This window comes from Exiguobacterium sp. s83 (genome assembly GCF_018617095.1).
GTDB classification, from domain to species: Bacteria; Bacillota; Bacilli; order Exiguobacteriales; family Exiguobacteriaceae; genus Exiguobacterium; species Exiguobacterium profundum.
Genome location: NZ_JACSJP010000002.1, coordinates 48,997 through 68,694, shown reverse-complemented (window position 1 = coordinate 68,694; position 19,698 = coordinate 48,997). Strand labels below are relative to the sequence as shown.

General features: G+C 48.7%; 19 protein-coding genes. 4 read left to right on the top strand and 15 right to left on the bottom strand.

Annotated elements, in window-relative coordinates; genetic code table 11:
- Positions 1–97: 97 nt before the first annotated feature.
- From KNO73_RS09745 to KNO73_RS09735, 3 genes are read right to left on the bottom strand one after another with little or no spacing between them, the layout of a single operon-like run.
- Positions 98–580, bottom strand: coding sequence for a methylated-DNA--[protein]-cysteine S-methyltransferase (locus KNO73_RS09745; RefSeq protein ID WP_214813507.1), 483 nt, complete (start codon positions 578–580; stop codon positions 98–100).
- Positions 567–1,460, bottom strand: coding sequence for a DNA-3-methyladenine glycosylase family protein (locus KNO73_RS09740; protein ID WP_214813504.1), 894 nt, complete (start codon positions 1,458–1,460; stop codon positions 567–569). Before KNO73_RS09740 ends, KNO73_RS09745 begins: the two co-directional genes overlap by 14 nt.
- Entirely contained in the window at positions 1,457–2,005 is a 549-nt protein-coding gene (locus KNO73_RS09735; RefSeq protein ID WP_031424154.1) for a bifunctional transcriptional activator/DNA repair enzyme AdaA, read from the bottom strand. Before KNO73_RS09735 ends, KNO73_RS09740 begins: the two co-directional genes overlap by 4 nt.
- Before the next feature lie 173 nt (positions 2,006–2,178).
- On the opposite strand from KNO73_RS09735, the gene mprF reads away from it, so the two are divergent.
- Positions 2,179–4,671, top strand: a complete 2,493-nt coding sequence (gene mprF, locus KNO73_RS09730; protein WP_215112426.1) for a bifunctional lysylphosphatidylglycerol flippase/synthetase MprF — start codon at positions 2,179–2,181, stop codon at positions 4,669–4,671.
- 42 nt (positions 4,672–4,713) lie between these two features.
- Here the strand turns inward: mprF and KNO73_RS09725 are convergent, their stop codons facing one another.
- From KNO73_RS09725 to KNO73_RS09690, 8 genes are all read right to left on the bottom strand, one after another.
- Positions 4,714–5,283: a DUF1349 domain-containing protein gene (locus tag KNO73_RS09725; protein ID WP_215112425.1), complete on the bottom strand. Its 570-nt coding sequence runs from the start codon at positions 5,281–5,283 to the stop codon at positions 4,714–4,716.
- Positions 5,258–5,800: an NUDIX hydrolase gene (locus KNO73_RS09720; protein ID WP_078145989.1), complete on the bottom strand. Its 543-nt coding sequence runs from the start codon at positions 5,798–5,800 to the stop codon at positions 5,258–5,260. Before KNO73_RS09720 ends, KNO73_RS09725 begins: the two co-directional genes overlap by 26 nt.
- A 13-nt stretch (positions 5,801–5,813) precedes the next feature.
- Entirely contained in the window at positions 5,814–6,308 is a 495-nt protein-coding gene (locus KNO73_RS09715; RefSeq protein ID WP_215112424.1) for an LURP-one-related/scramblase family protein, read from the bottom strand.
- A gap of 62 nt (positions 6,309–6,370) precedes the next feature.
- On the bottom strand, positions 6,371–7,036 hold the full coding sequence (locus KNO73_RS09710) for an HAD hydrolase-like protein (RefSeq protein ID WP_215112423.1): 666 nt from the start codon (positions 7,034–7,036) through the stop codon (positions 6,371–6,373).
- A 102-nt stretch (positions 7,037–7,138) separates the two neighbouring features.
- The gene (locus KNO73_RS09705; protein WP_214684932.1) at positions 7,139–7,789 is read right to left on the bottom strand and encodes a FusB/FusC family EF-G-binding protein; all 651 of its coding nucleotides are present in this window, start codon (positions 7,787–7,789) and stop codon (positions 7,139–7,141) included.
- Positions 7,790–7,910: 121 nt separating this feature from the next.
- Positions 7,911–8,177 carry a CD3324 family protein gene (locus tag KNO73_RS09700; RefSeq protein ID WP_078145985.1) on the bottom strand — a complete coding sequence of 89 codons (267 nt, stop codon included), beginning with the start codon at positions 8,175–8,177 and terminating at the stop codon, positions 7,911–7,913.
- A gap of 246 nt (positions 8,178–8,423) precedes the next feature.
- Positions 8,424–11,198: a glycoside hydrolase family 3 protein gene (locus KNO73_RS09695; protein WP_215112422.1), complete on the bottom strand. Its 2,775-nt coding sequence runs from the start codon at positions 11,196–11,198 to the stop codon at positions 8,424–8,426.
- Positions 11,195–12,247 carry an alpha/beta hydrolase gene (locus tag KNO73_RS09690; RefSeq protein WP_214873700.1) on the bottom strand — a complete coding sequence of 351 codons (1,053 nt, stop codon included), beginning with the start codon at positions 12,245–12,247 and terminating at the stop codon, positions 11,195–11,197. The genes KNO73_RS09695 and KNO73_RS09690 overlap by 4 nt, the downstream gene beginning before the upstream one ends.
- Before the next feature lie 163 nt (positions 12,248–12,410).
- On the opposite strand from KNO73_RS09690, the gene KNO73_RS09685 reads away from it, so the two are divergent.
- On the top strand, positions 12,411–13,856 hold the full coding sequence (locus tag KNO73_RS09685) for a DEAD/DEAH box helicase (protein WP_214873562.1): 1,446 nt from the start codon (positions 12,411–12,413) through the stop codon (positions 13,854–13,856).
- A 240-nt stretch (positions 13,857–14,096) separates the two neighbouring features.
- Here the strand turns inward: KNO73_RS09685 and KNO73_RS09680 are convergent, their stop codons facing one another.
- Positions 14,097–15,290, bottom strand: coding sequence for a DUF4317 domain-containing protein (locus KNO73_RS09680; RefSeq protein WP_214873697.1), 1,194 nt, complete (start codon positions 15,288–15,290; stop codon positions 14,097–14,099).
- Between the two features lie 280 nt (positions 15,291–15,570).
- On the opposite strand from KNO73_RS09680, the gene KNO73_RS09675 reads away from it, so the two are divergent.
- Positions 15,571–16,203, top strand: coding sequence for an HNH endonuclease family protein (locus tag KNO73_RS09675; RefSeq protein WP_214812680.1), 633 nt, complete (start codon positions 15,571–15,573; stop codon positions 16,201–16,203).
- Between the two features lie 20 nt (positions 16,204–16,223).
- A complete protein-coding gene (locus tag KNO73_RS09670; protein ID WP_214742459.1) occupies positions 16,224–16,466 on the top strand; it encodes a hypothetical protein in 243 nt (80 codons plus the stop codon).
- Positions 16,467–16,752: 286 nt separating this feature from the next.
- Here KNO73_RS09670 and KNO73_RS09665 read toward each other — a convergent pair whose 3' ends face one another.
- Genes KNO73_RS09665 through KNO73_RS09655 form a run of 3 tightly spaced genes read right to left on the bottom strand, consistent with a single transcriptional unit; the run spans position 16,753 to position 19,664 of the window.
- Positions 16,753–17,250 (bottom strand): peptide-methionine (S)-S-oxide reductase, encoded by a 498-nt coding sequence (locus KNO73_RS09665; protein WP_215112488.1) that lies wholly within the window; start codon positions 17,248–17,250, stop codon positions 16,753–16,755.
- Between the two features lie 5 nt (positions 17,251–17,255).
- The gene (locus KNO73_RS09660) at positions 17,256–18,191 is read right to left on the bottom strand and encodes a hypothetical protein (protein ID WP_215112421.1); all 936 of its coding nucleotides are present in this window, start codon (positions 18,189–18,191) and stop codon (positions 17,256–17,258) included.
- 21 nt (positions 18,192–18,212) lie between these two features.
- Positions 18,213–19,664, bottom strand: a complete 1,452-nt coding sequence (locus tag KNO73_RS09655; protein WP_215112420.1) for an MBOAT family O-acyltransferase — start codon at positions 19,662–19,664, stop codon at positions 18,213–18,215.
- Positions 19,665–19,698 lie beyond the last annotated feature (34 nt).

Here is a 19,698-nt window from a genome sequence, read left to right as displayed (position 1 = left end):
TCTCCATAAGTGACGGGAATCATCCTATAACTTCGTCGATTCCGACGTCACGATAGGACCTCTTCTAGTGTAGCAGATTTGGAGGGGGAAATGTTTTTTACTGGGGGTGATGTGCGACTTGTTTTTCATGTTGCAGGAGCCATTCTTTTCGCCAAAGTCCACCGGCATAGCCCGTCAATTTCCCAGTCGATCCGATGACGCGATGACAAGGCACGACGATGCTCAGTTTGTTGCGTCCGTTCGTTGCTCCGACTGCGCGAACAGCCGTAGGTCGCTTCACGCGTTCGGCAAGTTCGCGGTAAGAAGCCGTCTCCGCATACGGGATGGTTTGTAACGCATCCCACACGTCATGCTGAAACGTTGTCCCGATTTGCTCAGTCGGGAACGTGAACGTCATACGCTCGCCACGAAAGTAGGCGTTTAGTTCATCCCGGCACTGTCGCAATACATTTGGTACATCTTGCTCCATACTTCGTTTGCTTTCCCGTTCGACGAATAAAATCGATTGAACGACCTGCTCCGCCCCGATGATTTCTAGGACGCCAATCGGTGTCTCCACGTCTAATTTATACGTTCCCATATAATGACCTCCACAGATAGAATGTCGCGTATCCTTCCCAACCTTGCCACGATTCACCGTAACGCTTCACTTCTTCAATCGTTGGTTTCTTCGCTGTCCCTAACTGATGCTGAATCGCTTGATGCAATCCGACATCCGCAATCGGAAAGGCTGATGCGTCCTGAAAACACTTCATCAACACATAGTCTGCCGTCCATGCTCCGACACCTCTTATCGCGAGTAACCGTTGACGGATATCAGCTGAAGAGTGTGATTGTAAAGCCGTTTTTGACAGGTCTCCATTCGTTATTTCCCGTGCAATATCAATGACATACTCTGCTTTCCTGCGACTGAATTGAAGCTCACGTAATCCTTCCGGTTCGAGCAAGGCGATTCGTTCCGCCCACGGGAACGTCCAGTACGCTCTTCCTTCGACGACTCGATGGTCTCCATATCGTTCAACAAAGCGTCGTTTGATCGTATACGCAAACGACAAGGTGATCTGTTGCCCGATGATGGCCCAAACGAGTGCTTCGAACAAATCTGGAAAGCCAATCATCCGTAATCCGCGATGTGCTTCAATCAAAGGAGCCAGCAATTCATCCTCTTCACCCATCGCTTCAAACGGCGCTAAATCACGATCAAGGTCTAACCAGTCTCGTACCTCACGTGCGACACGTTCTTTTTCTGTCTCTGATACTTCATCGAAAGGGAACCGTACATGAATGTGATTCCCCTCTTCTCGAAGCTCGATCAGGATGAGCCGTTCCCCGATTCGCATCAACTTTCGAACCGTGTCAGGTGTGGTCACATGGAGCACTTCTTGTTCTGACCGACTTAAAAAGACGAGACACTCTTGAAAATCAAACGGCTGCTGAACAGCAAGTAGCATCTCTGTCATAGGTCCTCTCCTTTTCGATACATGTTCGGTGTACAGCCTTTTACTTGTCGGAACACACGGTAAAAGTTCGATGGTGTTTGAAACCCGACCTCATAGCAGACCGTCAGATTACTCATGTCGGTCGTTCGCAATAAATAAGCCGCCTTGTCGATTCGAATCCGTTCAAGTAGTTGCCTCGGAGTCTCTCCTGTCGCCTGGGTGAATGTCCGCTCCAAATGAAAGGGACTCAGTTGGGCGTGTTCGGCAATCTGTTCAAGGCGAATGGGTTGTTTATAATGGTTCACGAGATACGCCGTCACTTGTTGAACGAGCGCACGGTGTGGGGCGTGTTCGACTTCTGGCTGACATCGCTTGCACGGTCGAAATCCATTTGTCTCCGCTTCTTCTCTCGTTACGTAAAAATCAACGTTCTCTTTCTTCGGTTTGCGGGATCGGCACGATGGTCGACAATAGATCCCTGTCGTTTTTACGGCTGTATAGAACAATCCGTCATAAGTTGCATCGCAGGCGAGCACTTTCGCCCACTTTTCGTCAAACGTCAACATCTCCACACCCCTTTCTTCTCTCACTGTAGCAAATCTAAAATTAACATTTCGTCCTCTTTCTTGCGCTTACAATCCCCTCTTTTTGAAACGTTTTACAGATTTCAATCGTATCCTATAGTACGATTTAGACAGAAGCTGCTGTCAGTCCTATGGCAGATAAGGAGAAGATCGCAATGCGTACTCGTTTTTCATGGAAACAATTAAAATGGCTCATTCCTATAGCGTTAATCGGCTTGATTTTGATTCAGAGCGGACAAGAGTTGAAAGACCTCTCGCTCGCGACCGCCTTCACGACACTGAAACAACTGACCGGTTGGGAACAGTTCACACTCATCCTACTCGGTGGGATCGCTGTCTTGACGATGACGGGCTATGACTATTTCCTGCTACGCTCTTTACATATCGAGCTACCGAAACGAAAAATCGTTCAAACAGCGTGGATCACGAACTCGATGAACGGGATGCTCGGCTTCGGCGGCGTGATCGGGATCGCGCTTCGTACCTCCCTCTACCGTCCCTATACGGATACGAAACGCCTACTCCGTGCCATCGGCTGGATGACCCCGACACTCATCAGTGGTCTGTCCATTCTTTCCATCGGTGTGCTCCTCGAGATTTTCCCGGCTGGCGGGCTTATCGGTACGAAACCATGGATTTGGCCGGTGCTACTCGCCGTGAGTGCGATGCTCCCATTTTATTTGTTCGTCACATCACGCCGATCAAATGTCGGGTGGTCCACTCTGCTCGGGTACACGATGACCTCGATCGCAGAATGGGTCACCGCAGGATTCGTCGCCATTTATGCCTTGACGTTACTAGACGGGTCGGCCTCGTTCGTGCAACTCTTCGGGGTATTCATCGTCGCGACGGTCGTCGGTGTCGTCTCCCTCGTCCCTGGGGGTGCCGGAACGTTTGACTTACTGTATCTCGTTGGGATGACTCAACTTGGGATTCATCAAGACATCGTTTTGTCTTCACTAATCATCTATCGATTCGTTTATTTTGTCGTTCCCTTTTTAATTGGACTTTTTCTCGCAGCCATCGCATTCGGAGATCAGGTCGTCAAACAAATCGAGTATCGGCCAATCATCGGGTCTTCTTATGAGATTGGGACCGTCGTCTGGCGCGTCGTTTCGCGGACGCTTGCGAAGATTGGACGCTTGACTGGAAGTCTCATCGCACTCATGAGCAGTCTGTTGATTTGGTTCCAGACGCTTCTCCCGAGCGTGACGCCGCTCTATGAAGTGAATCGCTGGTTTGAATGGATTGGGACCCTTTTCTTATTGAGTGCCGGACTTCTCATGTTTTTATCCGTCTATGGCATGTATGTTCGGACAAAACGAACACTCTGGTTACTCAACACTGCCTTCATCTTGGCGACCATCGGAGTCATCGCTCGTGGGTTAAACCTGTTTGAGACCTTCGTCGTCATCGGGTTTGCGATGTTCGTCTGGTTGACACGTAAACGACACGTCCGATACCGTTCGATTTTAACGACAGGACGTCTCATCCGAAGCTTGATTTACGTCCTGCTCTATGTCGGCACCCACGCCCTCTTATTGCAGTCATTCGCAGGTACAGACAACTTATTCTTCACATCGCATCAAGCCGGTTGGTTGACGACGTTCGTCTTATTGTTAACTTCAATCGTAGCAAGTGTACTCCTGCTCTTGTTCGATCGTTGGAAACGTCCGGCGCTTGGAGAGGCCTATGATGAACATCGCATCCGACAGTTCCAAGCAACACAGCCCACATCGAGCAGTTTTGACTTGGCCCATATGGCAGATAAGCGTTTTTACATGAATGAGGCCGGAGATGCGTGTCTGTTGTTTGCGACGTCTCGGAACCATGCCATCGTCCTTGGTGATATCCAAGGCGAGAAGCAGGCTGCGACTTCTCTTTTGACGCGATTCATTGAAGATGCGGATCGAATCGGGTATATTCCTTTATTTTATCAAATTACACCGAATTGGATGCCTCGCCTTCATGATGCCGGATTCACGTTCTTCAAATTAGGGGAAGAGGCGACGATTGACGTCTCGGCCTTCTCCTTATCCGGGAAGAAGCGTGCAAATATGCGCTCTCTCTACAATCAGTTTGAGAAGAAGGGAATCACGTTCGACATCGTCTGTGAACCGAGCCTCTTGCTGTTACAAGAGTTAAAAGACATCTCAGACGAATGGATCGGGAATCGAAATGAGAAAGGCTTCTCTCTCGGATTCTTCAACTATGAAACGTTGACACGTTATCCGATTGCCTTGTTGCGAGATGCGGACGGTGTCGTCGTGGCTTTCATTTCGCTACTCCGGGGAGAAGGGGCCATCTCCATCGATTTGATGCGTTCGAAAAATGATGCGCCGACCGGATCGATTGAAGTGTTAATCCTTCACATCATCGAATGGGCTCGCGCAGAAGGCTATGATCATGTCGGACTCGGCGTGGCACCACTTGCCGCCGTCGGAGAGCAGACGTTCTCCCATTGGCCGGAGCGCGTCGCCGCCGACATTTTTGAAAACATCAGTTACATCTATCCGTTCAGTGGCTTGCGACAGTTCAAACAGAAGTTCAAACCATCTTGGGAAGGACGCTATCTCGCGTTCCGCCAGCGTCGTAAATTGTTGCCATCGATTTTACGAACAGCGCGATTGATTAGTCGGAAACGCTAAAAAACAGGAATTTCTCACGATGAGAAATTCCTTTTTTCAGACTCACGTCGATGCTTCCCGTAGCTCCCAATTCGAAAATGTCACGTCAAAACCTGTCGCATTCACATCCGGGCTACAGGCATATGGACCGATGCGTAATGTCGATACGTCATGGAGATGGGCAATGCGAAGCTGTTCACGCATACCGTCACCATATTCAAAGAAAATCTCCACATCTCCATCTGTATACACGATTTCAAACGTCAACGGATTGCGAACCATGTCATTTGAAAAATCACATGTCGACCAATCCGAATAGCCAAACGAGGTGACGACTGCGCCAAGATGGGACGGTCCGTCCGGAATGTACTCGACAGACGTCTTGATCCAATGGTCATCATTCACATATAAGACGATTCCGGCCTGATCATATGTATGGCTCGGTTCCATTTGGATTGTCGCCCGACATGTAAATCGTTTGGCTTTGACGTCTGTTAGTCGCGCATGCGCCGTCATGCGATTGAATCCGTAATGTGTATTTCGCCAAAAGTCCGTATCTGGCAAAGTGCGGAAAGTGAGCGGTTCAAATCCATTCACGCTTTTTGGTTCATTTATCCACTTGTACGTATGCATGATGATCAATCCCTCCCCATTGTCCTCGCATGGCAAACAGTAACGGTATCATCGGTGTGTGATACGGTATGAATTCATGCTGTTGAATCATCTGCAGAATCGTCGCCTCATCCGCCCACTTCACGGCTTTCACTTCAGATTCTTGAAGTGTCAGCTCGTTCAAATCCACTTCCATTTCGACCAAATAGATATCGTCAAATCCTTCGTCAAAATTGACTGTCAGATGCGGTCGTGTCTGAGATAGATCAAGCTTGAGCCCAATCTCCTCTTCGAGTTCCCGCATCGCGGCTTGCTGGCTTGTATCTCCTACCGTGGCACTTCCACCGACTGTAATATCCCACATGTTTGCCCAACCATCCTTGAACGGTTGGCGCTGTTGAATCAACATCTCGCCCTTCTCGTTAAAGATACATACGTGGATGACAAGATGGTATTCCCCTTTCGGCAATCGACTTCCGCGTTGCCACGTGCGACCGGTCTTTTCTCGGTCGACCGTATAGACGTCCCAAAATTCCATTCGATACTCCCCTTTATGTTGCTGCGCTAGATGCCGCTGCTTGATCTGCTTTCGCGCAATCGATCGCTACGACGATAGAGATGAGCAAATGCTCCATCTCCGGTTCTTCGACACGAATCTCGTAACTATCGCCCCACGAGAACCACTTCTTTTGCACACTTCCAATCGATTGTCCGTTCTTCGTCACATCAAAATCCATGTCCCACCAATCGCCTTGGACATCGATCCCGGCCGCATCGATGGAATATTTCGGTTTGAAAAATGAAAACTCTTTCGAGATGGTCATCATATCTGTGCCGTCCACTTCCACAAAAAATTTCGGCAAAAAACTGAACGTCTTTTTCGTAATCGTTGTGACCGTCTGACCGTTCATGTCTTTAATTTCAAACGACTTCGGAAACTTCATAAAACTACCTTCGATGAAATATTGATCATGTCCGTCCGCATCTTTGATAGTGAAGCGCCCGCGTAGACTGAACACTTTTTGTTTCATGTAGAGCGTGTGCATGATAATCCCTCCGATTTTGTTGTAGTCCTTTACTTACGAGACCAATCTCGAAATCGATTCACTTATAGCGAAACCGTCTCCTTTAGAACGATGTCGAGTACTTCCGATAAATGATTCACGATATAATCCGCTTCTTTCAATTCTGTTTCTTGCGCAAAATCAAAACGACAGCCGATTGAAATGAGTCCGTTCGCTCGTGCAGCCGAGATATCCGATAATCGGTCTCCGACTACGAAGCCGTCCTGAATCTCATACTTCTTCACGATTCCAGCCACTAAATCGGCCTTATCCAACGTGTCGATTTGTTGAATGCTATAAGTTTCTGTGATCCAACGATCCAATTCATAACGCGTGACGATGGCTTGTAAATAGTCCACCAAACCATTACTTGCGACGAAGATGGAATGCCCCATTTGATACAATTGTTCAAACAGTTCGAGTACCCCCGGATATAATGCTCCATTCCCGTTTTCGATGTTTTTGATGAGTCGTGTTAAGAAATAGGCATCGACCTCTTCTCTAGTTTGTTCGTCGTGTCGTGGGAGCAAGGTTTTCCAAACAACGGGCAATGGTACGCCCATGATGTTCCGATATTGACCAATCGGTGTCGGGCCTATCCATTTTTCTTCACTTCGTAAGTAATCGAACGTTTCATCGAGTGCTAACTCTAAAATCAAATCTGTCCGAAACAATGTTCCGTCCATATCAAAAATCACTGCATGTTTCATCCGCTTCCTCCTTTTTAAATTAGAACTTCTTGGATTCTATCTAAAGAGATATCGGAAAGGTTGTACAGTATTTTATAAAAAATAAAAAGCCCGACTCTCTCGTCAGGCCTGTAACGCTGTATGAACAAAAGTATGCAAAGCCTCTTGGCTCGTGATGTGTTCGTTGCACGTCTTACTGTCTACACATACATATGTGCCGATGGCTTTGTAATAGTCCGGATTTTTCGCTTGTTTCGCTTTCGTGATCGTAACGCAGTACGTCACATCCGTGAACTGATTACAAAAGGCACATATATTTTTCTTCGTATTCGTACTCGGTTTACATGCAATGCCAATCAATTGACCTTCGTATTGGCAAATTATCAACTTTTGATTGGAACGTCCATCGTTCCAACCTAGATACGTGAGTCGTCCAAAATCAACATCGGATAACTCCGGTAAACGAAGCTTCTTTTGTTTCGGGAACAAACTCTTCAGTTGCTCGGCAGAAATAACGGGAAATGGTTGAACCCATTCTCGTAATCGTTGCATATATTCGTCGAACGCTTCGTTCGTCTGTAGCGTTGTGAACTGTAACAGCTTTAGTTGTTCAGTCGTTGCCTCAGGGAATGCATACATCACTTTCGATTGTGCCAAGTCGATGACTGCTCGCAAGACAGAAGGCGGCAGGCTTTGCATTCGACTCTCTTTGACGAGCATCACTTGTTCTTTGATGAGATTATATTGTTCGTTTTGAATAAATGGATCTGACATTTTGTCGCCCCCTTCCTTCATTCTCAGTTTACAGGAAACAATGCTTCCTTACTGTGTACACTTTGATTAAGAAATATAGTCGACCTAAAAAGGCACGACTAGCGAACTAGTCGTACCTCCTTCATGTCGACCGGTATACAATCTTTCGAATCGTGTGCGTCGCCAAATGATAGGACATGGCCAGATTTTCGATTCGCTCTCCGTTCCGAAACGCTGCGCGTATGGCTTCGTTTCGTTCCTCAAGTAATTGTTTTCCACCGTTGACCGTCCCCCATTTCCGTTTCGTGTCAGTCGGGGTCGGCACATATAACGTTTCACCTTGTACGTATTGTTGCACCTCTTGCAACAATCGTTCTGGCAGGATATGTTGCGCATTGACGTACTTCATCATACCTCGCTCCTTATTGAATGAATCCAATCCGATAAGGGAGCAAAGCCAAGTGGTTTACGTTAAAATCAAGCGATCAAGGTATTCGTTTCGCCCCATGCAAGTGATCGCCTTTCGTCCAAATGGCTTTGCATGAGTGCGTGAAGACCTAGAAAATCGAAGCCGATTTTCCACGGGTATGCGCCTCCTTTACGATGTGTCGTTCTTTCGATTATACAGTATTCAATGAATCGGCAAAAGGGCGGCTCAGCCGTTCTTCATACTGAATTCATCTGCGAGCTTGAAGGACACGTCCTTCACTTCTAATCCACTTAACGCGAAATAGAGCTGGAGATAATTATGCTGGTTCAAGAAGAAGACCTGCTTCGTCTGCGTCACCCATTCTCCGTCCGTCCCATTAAACGTGAACGTCGCACCCGGGATATTGTTCGCAAATAATGTCACCGGCATCTGTGCCAACTCTCCCGCGTTCGAACGGGCAGTCAACGTGATGTCATACGTCCCCGTTTGGTCGACCGAGATAGCGAAGACGTGTGTGTTTCCAGTCGAGGTATCGATTCCTGACAAATCCACATGTTCCCCGTTTTCGAGATGTTGGTAATCCAACTCAAATGTATCCTGTTGATTCATCTCATCCTCAAAGCCGAGCACCTCGACTGAACCGTCATGAATCCCGAGAAGACGCTCCATCGCCGGTGATTTCAAGATGAACGTACAAATATTGCGCGCGCTCCGCAACAACTCGCCCCGTGTGACAATCCCTTCTTCGAGTGATGCCATCGTGTTATCCTCGAACGAGTTTAGGTCCGGGCGGTCGACGACCATATACAAGTCGTTTTGCGAACGAACCATCGCCGCTGTGTTTTGACGATTGGCCGACTCATCCTCACGGAAGTTCACTTTTGCCCACCAGTCTGTCATGACGATGCCTTCAAAGCCCCACTCATCACGTAAGATACGCGTATTTTGATCGTATAGACCAGCCGTCCAGATCCCGTTGACCGCGCCGTATGTCGTCATGATGGACGATGCGCGTCCTTCTTTCACGGCCATCTCGAACCCTTTCAAATAAATCTCGCGTAACGCCCGCTCCGAGACGACCGAGTCGATATCGTGACGATGCGCTTCTTGGTTATTGGCGCTGAAGTGTTTGAGCGTTCCCGTCACCCCGACACGATGCATGCCGTTCAATTGAGCGACCGCCATCTTCCCAGTCAAATGCGGATCTTCCGAGAAATACTCGAAGTTTCGACCATTCAACGGGTTACGGTGAATGTTCATTCCTGGTCCGAGCAACGTGTCGACGCGGTTTTTTCGCATCTCAAGCCCAGTCATCTCAAACAAGTCTTCGACGAGATCGACGTTGAACGTGGAAGCCAAAAGCGTCCCGTTCGGAAGTGCGAACGCCTTCGTCCCGATATCCATGCGAATGCCTGACGGACCGTCGGCACAACACGCCGCTGGAATCTCAAGCTCGTTCAATCGGTCGGACACACCACCGAACGCCGCTGCCGTCCCCGGCGTGACACGCGGTGAGTTCATCCCTTGTCCGCGAACGATTGTCGCCAAATCCTCATCTGTCAATTGATCTAAGAATGTGTCAAGTGACGCCTTTCCATGATACACATCGCTCAATTTGATACCTTGGTCACCCGTGAACACTCTAGTCTCAGGGCGTTCTTCCAAATAACGTGTCTCGACGTCAACGGCGCGAAGCGGCGTCGACTCGTAGCCCACTTCAAATCCCTGTTCACCTTGAATTGGTTTCATCCGTTCGAACGGGAGGACAGGCGCCATATTTTCGCTTAACGTCTCGAGGACACGTTGCTCCTGCTGCTCGACTTCGAAAGCGAGTGTAGCCGAACGCACATCCGTTCCGGCATATAAGCGATATGTCCCTGTTTCTAGAACGAAGCTCGATTCATGACCCGTCAAGCCAGAGTCGTCGTAGCTCGCAAAGTCAGTCATGTGGACGTTGAACGAAAGCGTTTGTTGTTCACCCGGTTCAAGAAGCAAGGTTTTCTCGAACGCCACCAATGACCGGAGCGGATTCCCAAGCTTCCCTTGCGGTTTCTCGACGTAGAGTTGGACGACTTCTTTCCCGTCACACTCACCCGTGTTCGTCACTTCCACCTCAACCGTTAAAACGCCATCTACCTCTGCCGTACGCTTCACTTCCGTATTGAACGTCGTGTAAGACAGTCCGAATCCGAACGGGTATAAAACGTCATCTTTCGCGAACGTCTCGAAGTAGCGATAACCGACATAGATATCTTCCTGATAAATTCCTTTATCCGCGTGACCGAAGTTCTTCGTCGACGGATAATCCTCGATGGATCGGGCAATCGTATCCGTCAGTTTCCCGGAAGGACTCACGTCTCCGACGAGCACGTCGACGAGTCCTTTTCCACCTTCCATCCCACCTTGCCATGCATAGAGGATGGCACTCGGCTCCTTCGCCCACTTCATGTCGATGATGTTCCCAACGTTCAACACGACGACCGTCTTGTCGAAGCGTTTCGTCACGCGCTCGATCATCGCGTGTTCGATATCCGTCAATAAGTAACTACCCGGATCGGCCGTGTTGTCACGGTCTTCTCCTGCCGTACGTCCAATCATGATGAGGGCGACATCTGATTCTTGTGCCGCCTGTTCGACGAGTTCGTCCGTTACGTCCATCTCTTGTTGCGACCACGGTTCACCGGCCCAACCGACACCTTGGTCGAACGGATTCTCCTTCACCCATTCCTCATACGTCGCATAGAGCGATTCATTGATGTGAATGTCTGGGCGCTCGCGTAGTGCCTCAAGCGGTGTCGTGACGTGCCCGACGTTCACCATCCCACCGGATCCCGTACCGCTCTTATAGTAATGGAACTGGCTACGACCAAATACGGCTAGCTTCGTTCCTGACTGTAATGGGAGGGTCTTCTGTTCGTTTTTGACTAACACGACACCTTCCGCGACCGCTTGACGTGCCAATTCCTCATAACGAGTCCAATCCAATGTATACTGTTTCATTTCGTCAGCTCCTTAAGTCCTTTTGCGATTTCATTCATACAATCGTCTGCCTGTGGATAGTCTCCCAACTTGTCCATGAAGGCATGGTCCATCCCCCGATATGGAATGAGGCGTGTCGGGACGCCCGCTCGTGCCAGTTTCCGCGCATACGCCTCCTCTTCGAGTCGTAAGTAATCGTACTCCGCCGTCACAATCAAAGTCGGTGGTAGGCCTGAGACATCGTCTGCGAATAATGGTGAGACGAGCGGATGCGTGACATCCACCTCCCCTTGAAGATAGAGGTCATTTAAGAGCGAATCCGAGTCGGCGAGGGCGAGCACGACACCTCGAACCAGGTCGTGATGGTGTGAGATATCGTACGCATCGAGCGTCCATTCAAAATCATCTGTCGGAATCGATCCCAGATTGACGACAGGATAGACGAGTGCTTGATAACAAATGCGCCCCTCCCCTCGTTCTTGTTCCATCAGACAGCAAGCCGTCGCCAAATTTCCTCCGGCACTGTCTCCGGCGACGCCGATTCGGTCTTTCAGGATGTTCAACTCATTCGCATGTGCGTGTACCCATTCAAAGGCGCGGTAACAGTCATTCAATCCGGCCGGGAACGGATGCTCCGGGGCAAGACGATAATCGACGGAGATGACGACCGCGTTCGCCCGTTCCGAAAGCAATTTACAAGGATTTTCGACCGTATCAAGCGTTCCGCCGAAGAAACCGCCACCATGGAAGAAGAGGATGGCTGGGATGGCTTCAGTATGATGCGGACGATACAGACGAACCGGGATGTCACCATCCTCACTAGGAATCATGAGATACTCGGTTTTGATATCAGTCGTCGTCTGATCCCGGTTCGGCCACCCCATGCTGGCACGTGCCACCTCGAGGTCAAATGCTGTATCCGGTTCATCGTGTGAAGAATGATTTGCGGTCAACGTCGCAAAGACGCGTGGATCAAGGTCACCGGTACGGTCTGAATCCGGTATGGGTTTGATGATGGTTTCGAGGTGGTTTGTTCTCGTAAGTTGCTGATGCTGATTCAAATAATCCATGAGATTTTCATAACTGTGTTTCAATATGTAGACCCCTTTCACCAGTACTTATTTTTATATGAAATTGGCTTTCCTAATGCCTTTCGGTCTATAATGGACTGTATTGCAAATAGACATTGAAATTTTCTGAAGCAGAAGTTTTCACGAAAGAATGAGGTTACCCATGAACAAACAGCAATTCACTGATTATCGCCTGAGCGACGAGATCACGCGCGCGCTAGGCATTATGAAATACGAATCACCGACTGAGGTACAACAGCAGGTCATCCCGCGTGCGCTCGAGCGCGAAGACTTAATCGTCAAAGCACAGACGGGAAGCGGAAAGACAGCTGCTTTCGGGATTCCGGTCATCGAGCTCATCGACTGGTCCGAAAATAAACCCCAAGTGCTCGTCTTGACACCGACACGCGAACTCGCCGTTCAAGTACGGGAAGACATGACGAACATCGGACGTTTTAAACGAATCAAAGCGACTGCCGTCTACGGGAAAGAACCGTTCTCGAAACAGCGTGAAGAGTTGAAGCAAAAGACACATATCGTCGTCGGTACGCCAGGTCGTGTCATGGACCATATCGAGCGTGAGACCCTCTCACTCGACCGCGTCGAATACTTGATCATCGATGAAGCGGACGAGATGCTCAATCGAGGTTTCCTCGCCGACGTCGAGAAGATTCTTCAACAGTTGCCGAAAGACCGCGTCACGATGGTCTTCTCTGCAACATTCCCACAAGATATCGAACGTCTCTGCCAGAAGCATATGAATACTCCGGCACGTGTCGCGATCGAATCGACCGGCATGACCGCTTCGACAATCGAGCACCGCCTCCTACCGGTTCACCGGAACGAGAAACTGGCTGTGCTTCAAGACATCACGGTCGTCGAGAACCCGGACAGCTGTATAATTTTCTGTCGGACAAAAGAGAACGTCGACACGGTGTACGCCGAGCTCGACAAAGCCGGTTACTCGGCTGAACGCCTTCACGGCGGACTCGAGCAAGAGGACCGTTTCGCCGTCATGAACGGATTTAAGATGGGTAACTTCCGCTACCTCGTGGCGACAGACGTCGCAGCACGTGGAATCGATGTCGACAACGTCGAACTCGTCATCAACTATGACGTTCCTGTCGAAAAGGAAAGTTACGTGCACCGGACAGGTCGTACCGGACGCGCCGGCAAACAAGGAACGGCAATCACGCTCATGACCCGTCAGGAAGAACGTCTCATCGGAGCTATCGAATCATACGTTCAATTCGAGATTCCGATGATCGATGCGCCGACAGAAGCGGAAGTTGCAGCTAACCAAGATGCCTTTGAGCAGAAGTTGAGCGGACGACGCGTCGTTCGAAACAACAAGACAGCTCGTATTAACCAGGACATCATGAAGCTTCACTTCAGTGGCGGGAAGAAGAAAAAACTTCGCGCCGTCGACTTCGTCGGAACGATCGCCAAAATCCCTGGCGTATCCGCTGACGACATCGGAATCATCACAATCAATGATCAGATGACGTACGTCGATATTCTGAACGGAAAAGGTTCAATCGTCCTTCAAGCGATGGAGACGACGCCGGTCAAAGGGAAGAAATTAAAAGTAAGCAAAGCGCGTAAATAATACAACTCTAGCCTCAAAGATGATATTCGTCTTTGAGGTTTTTTGTTATTTCACAAATTCCGAAAGCGCTTTCGATAAACACTAAAAAAATATAGTTTTTAGAAAACGTTTTCACCTGAATCATACCTGTATCAAAGTTTAAATTCAACCTTCCTCACTTGATTGTCAAAAAAGAGCCCAAGGTTTACATCTTGGACTCTTAGCTTGAACGTTCACTTATGAACACTGCAACATGCTCGATTAGTCTAACGACTCTTCCGAGATGAGTTTGAACCCTTCAATCTCCGTCTCCTCTTCCACTTCAATCAACAAGCACGGTTTCCCCTTATAGTTCACTTGCTTCACGTATTTCAAGTCTTGTGGACTGACGGAAATATTGGCCACTTTCGTATTGATTTTAATCGACTTTGACGTATACTTCGGAACGACACTCGTCGCTTTCATCTCATATTTCGTATCGTCGACGACTTGCTTGAACGCCTGCTCGACTTTCTCCGTCGTCACATCTTCCACACCACTCGCCCGTAAGACGACCTCGACGGCACGGGAGTCGAGCATCGCTACTCTCTCTTCTTCCTGTTCGTTCTCTTCTTCGGCGACAATGATTTGATTGATCTCATCATAAACGGTCGCGAGAGTCCGGGAATTGACTTCTTCTCCGATGACCGCTTTGACCACTTCTTCGAAGACCGCCTTCTCTTCCACTGCCGTGACAATCTCCGAACCGTTCAACACGTTCTCAATGAACTTCATATCCGGTTGATGCGCTTTGTGTGCCGAATAAAGCACATGGTTCACATCGGCCGCGTTGTCCGTGAAGCACGGGAATAAGAATCCGCCGATCGGCGCCTCGAGTTTGATGATCGGATTCACAATCAAGCTGGCTTTGAACTCCCGCTCGACGAAGTCAAAGACGAGTGATTTTTTCGGAAGCTCTGTCGGGCTGATGCTGCCGAGGATGAACTTCGTCGTATACACCTCATCGTTCGCGTGAATCTCAGACTCTTCCGAGTACCGGTTCGTCGGCTTATTATAATTCCCCCGGATGAACGTCACGACCATATCCTTCTCAAACGGCGTGTCTTTCACCATCTTCAACGCGATGCGTTGCATATAGTCCGTCCAGACGTCGGTCTCTTCCGTACGAAGTCCTTCATACAGCAAGCCTTGCGTATGGTCGACTTGACCTTCCTCAGGATATTGGAACTTCACTTCGAACAGTTTTTCATCAAGTTTTCCACCGAGCACTTTTTTGAAGTTCGTCAAAAACAGCTCCTGCTGCTCTTCTTCTAAGAATGGGAACGGACGCAACTCTTCGTAATAAATCTCATTCGTTTCCTGTCGGATGTAAATCGTATATAAGTCAGCAATCTTTAGCTTTGTCGCATTTACTTTAAACTGTCGGCGAATCGCCGCAATCTCTTTCTTGTTCATTCCATCCACCTCTTCTTTTCTCTCCATCCATGTCATCCATTATACCAGTCCTGATCGCTCACTAGTTCCAAAGAAATAACACCATGTCCCTTGCTGATACTGGAGAAGGATTTGTGACAGTCTTTCTAATCATTTTGCAGATTTTCACGCTTTTTCAAAATCGTCCTGTGTATGATCAAGTTGGATTTATTGCGTAATGTTTGTCTCACTAGTTGTTTAATGAAAGGTTGCCCACTTGCCTCGCAAGTGTTCATTCCAAATACATAGTAGGAGGCTTTTTATGTTGAAGAAACTCATGTCTGTCGCACTTGTCACCTTGCTCGTCTGGATCTCCGCATCGTTTGACGCGACACCGGTCTCTGCATTTCCACCGAACATCCCATCGAAAGCGGACGCACTCACGAAACTGAATGCCCTCACTGTCAAAAATGAAGGGTCGATGACGGGGTATAGTCGTGACCTCTTCCCGCACTGGTCGAGTCAAGGAAGCGGTTGTAACACGCGTCACATCGTCTTGAAACGAGACGCTGACTCGGTCGTCGACGAATGTCCGGTTGCGACTGGCTCATGGTACAGTTACTATGACGGAATCACGTTCACCTCAGCCTCTGACATTGATATCGACCACGTCGTTCCGCTCGCTGAAGCATGGCGCTCTGGGGCAAGTAGCTGGACGACGACCAAACGTCAAAGCTTTGCGAACGACTTAAACGGTCCTCAATTGATTGCGGTGTCCGCTTCATCGAACCGTTCAAAAGGAGACCAAGACCCGTCGACATGGCAACCCCCTCGCACTGGGGCGCGTTGTGCGTATGCGAAGATGTGGGTCGAGACAAAGAGTCGTTGGGGCTTGAGCCTTCAATCCGCAGAGAAGTCAGCACTCACGACAGCCATCAATGCTTGCAGTTACTGAGTGAGAAAAGGAGTCTTCGAATGAACGAAATCACTTCGATCTTTAAGGCAACCCACGGTGTCATGACGGAAGAAGTCGGTGTCATCAGTGGTGAGTTGGAACTGACGACGGCGTGTCAGGAAGATGGTTCCTTGACACTCCACATCACGTACGTCGGAGCGAAAGATGTATATACGCTCCCCGGCAGTCCCTATCAGCTTCATGACCCGAACGATCATGACGTTATCCATCAGATGCTCGTGAATGTTCTCGAACGGACGTAAAAAGAAGGAGTCCATCACTCGATTTGAGTGACCGACTCCTTCTTTTACTTTTTCATCATTTTTACAATGGATCGGACGACAAGATATGTCACGCCGAAGACGAACGCCACTAAAAGAAGACTTGCACCACCAATGATTCCGAATGTGAACATGTTTGTACCTCTTTTTCATTTTCTGAATTAGAACATGATGAAGATAACATATTTTCCCATCCTTATGAACCATGACTAGTTTTGTTGCTGCTCATATCAACATCTTCAGTATCAGTTCTTACAAAAAAAGCATCTCAGAAGAGACGCTTTGATGATGACACGTTCTGATATTTTGTTAATAAGTCTTTCGGGATATGACAATAATCGTCCGGACAACGCGTCAGACGGTCCTGGTGTTTATCCGCACTTCGGACATAGTTCGTGAGCGGCTTCACTTCAACAGCAATTCGTTCCGCATCCGATCGTCGATCAATAAACGCTTGCGCCTCCATCAAGTGTCGTGACTCCTCACTGTAGACACCCGTCCGATACTTCTCGCCGACATCGATTCCTTGTTGATTGATGCTGTATGGGTCGATGATTTCAAATAAATAGCTCATCAAATCCTCGACCGTCACCACATCCGGATCAAACGTCGTTTTGACACACTCTGCGTAACCGTCATACTCTCCGTCTAACGTATCGGTCGTCCCGTTCGCGCGTCCTGCTTCAGTTGAAAGGACACCCGGTAACGTCTTCACAAACTCCTGGACACCCCATAGACATCCTCCGGCTAAATAGATTGTTTCGATTGGAATCACTCCCGTTCCATATTATCATCTTCATCTTGAATATACCCCAATCGCTTCAACTCTTCATATACAAGCGTAGACAATAATTTTCGCCCGTCCCCATTCAAGTGGTCCGGGTTATGGAAGAAGGATTGTTTGTGAATGAACCGTTCATCCCCCATGTAATTGAGGAATGGGACATCGATATCCAGTTTTTCTAAATGCTGAAATACGAGGCGTTCCATGACCGCTTCGTCGAAATACGCATGATACGACGAATGGACCGGCTCTATCGCTAAGACGACGCGATAGCCTTGCTTCTTGCAATAATCGATGATGTCTTGTAAATATGCCATATTCTCTTCAATCTCGTGATTGTTCACGGCATTCTCATATTGGGCGGCGACTTCCTCATACTTACGCTCGGAATAGTTCAGCCCCCCATTCTCCCATGGCTTGTGCGCATCGAAGCGGAAATCTCGGATTTCCCGGGAAATGGCGGCGTAGGCGCTCCCACTGTTCAATGCAGGGAAGCGTTCGTGTGTATAGTAGTTGAACCAACTGACCGACTCCAAGTCTTCCCGTTCCAAGACGCGATAGTAGTTTTCTTTCCGACCGACGTTCGAATTGCTGAAGGTGACTTGTGATAACGAGACAATCACGACCCCACCTGGCTTCAGATGTTCATCGTATTCTTTTAACATCTTCAAGTCATATTCGATTGGCTGACTCGGTAACGCCAAATCCAGATGCGATAATCCAAGTGACTTGAATGAATACCCGTACATCGCATGGGACGTCCCCAAATTGATGATGTCGACCGGGTGAGGGTCTTCCTTGAAGGCAAGGACAGCTCGGTTATTATTATATTCCCACGACTCTTTCACGAACTCGTTGACGGGAATGAAGATTGCGATGATGACGAGTAATACGACACCTATTTTGATTCCTAAACGCTTCATGCTAATTCCTTTCCATCCATCTTAGAACCCACCGTATACAAATCCTTGGCTCGACACGCCAAATAAGAACGCTGAGATAATCAAGAACAAGTTGATGGCCACACTCGTCACGGCAGACTGACGTGCCATCCAATCCCAAGCCGAACCTCTCGTCCGCTCGATATGTTGGAACAGATGAACGACGACAAAGACGACGAGGAAGATGATCAAATCGAGCAATGAGAAGATTTGAATCGCCTGCATCATGCCTGACGGTGCCCACGAAGACGGTGTCACATATAGTTTAGCGTGCGAGAACGCTTCTGCCATCGAATGTGATTGGAAGAAGACTCGTGAGAAACAGACGAGCTGGAACGTGATGGCGATTTTCCACCACCGATGCAGTGTCGGCGCACGGTCAAATCCGACCCATGACGCCATTTTTTCACGCTGCTGTTTCGTATGGTCACCGAAGACGCGATAGATTCCATGAATGAGTCCCCATAAGACGAAGTTCCATGCGGCTCCGTGCCAAATGCCACTTACTAAAAACGTTGCAAGGATGGCACCATAAATCTGCTCGCGCTTCTTCTTTCCTTTCGCGAGCGGCATGAAGATATAATCCCGTAGCCACATCGAAAGCGTGATATGCCAGCGGTTCCAGAAGTCGGCGATTGATACGGCGAAGTGCGGCTGCTTGAAGTTTTCCGATAAGCGAATCCCGAGTAAGCGTGCACAGCCGATGGCGATGTCACTGCATGCCGAGAAGTCCGCGAACAATTGAATCGAGAACAACATCGTCGCGAGCACAATCTCCGAACCGGTCGGGTCCGGGCTATTGAATACACTCGCGACAATCGGGGCCAACCGATCGGCAATCAATGTCTTCTTGAAGAAACCCCAAATGATGCGCTGGATGCCATAGCTGATGTTGTCGTAGTCGAGATGTTGCTCCGTCTTCAACTGTGGCAACAGTTTTTTCGCCCGCTCAATCGGACCTGCCACAAGCTGCGGGAAGAAGGCGAAATAGACAGAGAAATAGCCGTAATGACGCTCTGCCTTTTGCTTCCCTCTCGAGACATCCACGACATAACTGATGGCTTGGAACGTATAGAACGAGATGGCCAACGGCAATACGATCTCTCTATACGGGACGTCATAATCAAATCCGCTCCATGCGGCGAACGAACGGAGCGAATCATTGACGAAATTAAAATATTTGAACCATCCGAGGAAGAAGACGAGAACGGAGACACCGACCCACATGAGCCGTTTCTTCTGTGCCTTCTTCCCTTGCTTCTCAATCAAAATCCCGATGACGTACGTGAAGGCCGTACTAATCAGCAGGAGCGGGATGAATTGAACGCTCAACGTGGCGTAAAAGACATAGCTCGCCAACAAAAGGAGCACCCACCGATATCGATGTGGAACCACATAGTACGTTCCAACGATGAATGTTAAAAATAAGAGAAATTCAATCGAAATAAAAGTCATATTACCACCTGATGTTATGAAACTTGACGATGTA

What these genes read in the sequence shown, in the direction of transcription:
- KNO73_RS09745 (WP_214813507.1), bottom strand. Translation starts at nt 580, where the DNA reads ATGGGAACGTATAAATTAGACGTGGAGACACCGATTGGCGTCCTAGAA.
- KNO73_RS09740 (WP_214813504.1), bottom strand. Translation starts at nt 1,460, where the DNA reads ATGACAGAGATGCTACTTGCTGTTCAGCAGCCGTTTGATTTTCAAGAG.
- KNO73_RS09735 (WP_031424154.1), bottom strand. Translation starts at nt 2,005, where the DNA reads ATGTTGACGTTTGACGAAAAGTGGGCGAAAGTGCTCGCCTGCGATGCA.
- mprF (WP_215112426.1), top strand. Translation starts at nt 2,179, where the DNA reads ATGCGTACTCGTTTTTCATGGAAACAATTAAAATGGCTCATTCCTATA.
- KNO73_RS09725 (WP_215112425.1), bottom strand. Translation starts at nt 5,283, where the DNA reads ATGCATACGTACAAGTGGATAAATGAACCAAAAAGCGTGAATGGATTT.
- KNO73_RS09720 (WP_078145989.1), bottom strand. Translation starts at nt 5,800, where the DNA reads ATGGAATTTTGGGACGTCTATACGGTCGACCGAGAAAAGACCGGTCGC.
- KNO73_RS09715 (WP_215112424.1), bottom strand. Translation starts at nt 6,308, where the DNA reads ATGCACACGCTCTACATGAAACAAAAAGTGTTCAGTCTACGCGGGCGC.
- KNO73_RS09710 (WP_215112423.1), bottom strand. Translation starts at nt 7,036, where the DNA reads ATGAAACATGCAGTGATTTTTGATATGGACGGAACATTGTTTCGGACA.
- KNO73_RS09705 (WP_214684932.1), bottom strand. Translation starts at nt 7,789, where the DNA reads ATGTCAGATCCATTTATTCAAAACGAACAATATAATCTCATCAAAGAA.
- KNO73_RS09700 (WP_078145985.1), bottom strand. Translation starts at nt 8,177, where the DNA reads ATGAAGTACGTCAATGCGCAACATATCCTGCCAGAACGATTGTTGCAA.
- KNO73_RS09695 (WP_215112422.1), bottom strand. Translation starts at nt 11,198, where the DNA reads ATGAAACAGTATACATTGGATTGGACTCGTTATGAGGAATTGGCACGT.
- KNO73_RS09690 (WP_214873700.1), bottom strand. Translation starts at nt 12,247, where the DNA reads ATGGATTATTTGAATCAGCATCAGCAACTTACGAGAACAAACCACCTC.
- KNO73_RS09685 (WP_214873562.1), top strand. Translation starts at nt 12,411, where the DNA reads ATGAACAAACAGCAATTCACTGATTATCGCCTGAGCGACGAGATCACG.
- KNO73_RS09680 (WP_214873697.1), bottom strand. Translation starts at nt 15,290, where the DNA reads ATGAACAAGAAAGAGATTGCGGCGATTCGCCGACAGTTTAAAGTAAAT.
- KNO73_RS09675 (WP_214812680.1), top strand. Translation starts at nt 15,571, where the DNA reads ATGTTGAAGAAACTCATGTCTGTCGCACTTGTCACCTTGCTCGTCTGG.
- KNO73_RS09670 (WP_214742459.1), top strand. Translation starts at nt 16,224, where the DNA reads ATGAACGAAATCACTTCGATCTTTAAGGCAACCCACGGTGTCATGACG.
- KNO73_RS09660 (WP_215112421.1), bottom strand. Translation starts at nt 18,191, where the DNA reads ATGAAGCGTTTAGGAATCAAAATAGGTGTCGTATTACTCGTCATCATC.
- KNO73_RS09655 (WP_215112420.1), bottom strand. Translation starts at nt 19,664, where the DNA reads ATGACTTTTATTTCGATTGAATTTCTCTTATTTTTAACATTCATCGTT.